The organism is Serratia sp. HNCC26DJ244 (assembly GCF_057180565.1).
The window spans coordinates 1-2404 of the sequence record NZ_JBXUGO010000052.1; the positions used below are offsets into that span (position 1 = coordinate 1).

Consider the following 2404-nt stretch of genomic DNA (forward strand, 5'->3'; position numbering starts at 1 on the left):
GCCAAGGTACTGTTGCTGTCTGTATTCAGTGCCCCCACCGTTTGGGTATGGGCATTCAAATCCACACGGGCACCGCTGCTAATGGCAAGGTTAGCGGTATTCCCCAAGGCCGAATCGGCCATTAACTGCAAAATACCCGCGCGCACGAAGGTCGCACCGGTGTAATCATTGGCGCTACTTGACAAGGTCACGATAGTGCCATCATTAGGGGAATCAATCGCCAAATCACCGCTGCCGGTGATTTTCGCGTTAAGATTATTGTGTGGGGTGCCGTTATTGACCAACGTGCCCTGCAAAACCAGTGCTTCACTGTCACTGGTTAACAGCTCCAGCTTTTTCAAACCGTAATTGACATATAAACCGTCCAGTTCGATACCGGTACTGAGGCCATACATAAAGGTCCCCATACCCGCGACCGTCGTGTTATTGGGGTTGGTAATGCCTTGCAGATAAATAGTCTCGATGGGGAGATTGTTGCCATCCGTGAGTATCAACTCATCACCCGTGCCGTTGGCGGCCCCTTGCGCCAACCCGACAATAATCACCCCGGTGTCCAGATCCAGGGTGTTCAGCCCCTCGATACTGGGCGAGAGTGTCTCTGGCAAGTTGACACTCACCGTACCGCCAGCGCGCGTATCAATATTTTGCGCAATAATGGTCCCCTCGGAAGTGACCACCCCATTGTTTTCACTCAGGTTGGCATAGGTTAATACCCCATCCTTGAACACCAGACTACCGAGGGTTTGTACCCCATCCCCCACCGAGGTATTACTGCCCGCCGCCAGCTCAAGCGTCGCCTGAGTCAAGGTGGTGGTATTGGTGCCAGATAAATCAAACCGGGTATTTTGTAAATTCACCGTGCCCGTAAAGGCGCTGCCCACAGTAGTAGCAAAGTTAAAGGCTGTGCTGTTGGTATCAACATTGATAACACCGGCCCCGATTAACTTGTTGGCGAAATTGAAGACACCCGCACTGTTGATATTTAGCGAATCAATGGATTGAGCCACATTAAGGGTCGCCAGCGGGTTCAGTATCTGATCACTACTGAGGTTCAGCCGTGATCCGTCGTCGATATTGATCAACCCAACAAAATGAGTGAGGTCAGTGGTATTGATACTGATGGCGCTGTCGGACATGGTAATGGTGCCATCACCACTGATGGACTCGATGGTGTTCAAGTTGGCCGGGTTGGCATTATTCAGGTTATTTAACAACAGCTTGAGCTTGCTTCCGGAATCAATGGTCATGCTAGAAGTGCCTAAACTCAGGTGGTCCAGGACATTCAAAACACTGTCTTCGGTCAGGAGGAAGTGACCATCAAAGCCAGCGTTATTGGCCAATAGCAACATGTTGGCGTTATTATTAACGATAATGGTCGAATTCAATACACCTTGAAGGGTATTGGCCACACTATCCTGCACACCCGAGAAAATCAGCTGTGAGGTACTGTCCGTTAAATTGATAGTGGCGCTGCTGTCCCCCAGATTATTCGCCGCAGTGACCGTCAGTATGCCGTTGGCATTGATACTTTGTGTGCCTGCGAAGGTGTTTTTCCCGGTGAGCTGCACATTGGCATTGGTATTAATGACTCCGCTGCCACTGAGTACATTGTCAAAACTGCCATTGCCATTAAAATTCAGTGTCCCTTCAACGGCGACATTGCTGGAGCCCAAGTTGCCCGTATTAATCAGGCTGATAGCCGCGCCCGTAGCAATGCGCGTATTGCCGCTTAAATCACTATTAGCGGCACTGACGGTAAAGGTGCCCCCTTGCACCTGCAACTCACCATGACCGGTTAAACCGCCGGTCGCGCTGGAGGTTCCCCCCTCGGTCAGCGTCAAGATACCGCTACCGAGATCAAGGATACCATTGTTGGTTAACGCCCCACTGGTCAGCAGGCTTGCCCCGAGCAGTACCGTGCCATTATTGACAGCACTCTGCACATTCTGGTTGTAACTGTTGAGATCAAAGGTACTGCCGCTGTTGACCGCCAGCAAGCGGGTACTGCCCAGCGCCCCATTGCCCCCCAGCAGCACCGTGCCGCCCTGGATGGTAGTACTACCGGTGTAACTGTTGGTGCTGTTGGAAATGGTTAACGCGGCCTGGGTACCCTCCAGCACCAGATCACCGCCGCCAAAGATAGTCACCGACAGGTCGTTGTTAGAGCCCGCCAGCCCATCGGTGGCAATCACCAGTGCATCCACACCATTACCGAGCAACTCCAGCGCAGTGAGGGCGTAATTCATATACAGCCCCGCACCATTGCGACCCTGGTTACTCAACGCATAATCATAAATCCCGTTGGCAACATGCACCCCGCCCTGGTCGATTTGCGAGGTGGTCTCTTGCCCCACCTCGCTACCATTGATTTGCAAGGTCAGTTTATTCGCCCCGGTGGCTGACT

1 pseudogene is annotated in these 2404 nt (G+C 52.3%); it reads right to left on the reverse strand.

The features are described from left to right. Positions 1-2404 (reverse strand): annotated as a pseudogene (locus tag AC2A06_RS18455) (autotransporter outer membrane beta-barrel domain-containing protein); the annotation flags it as partial.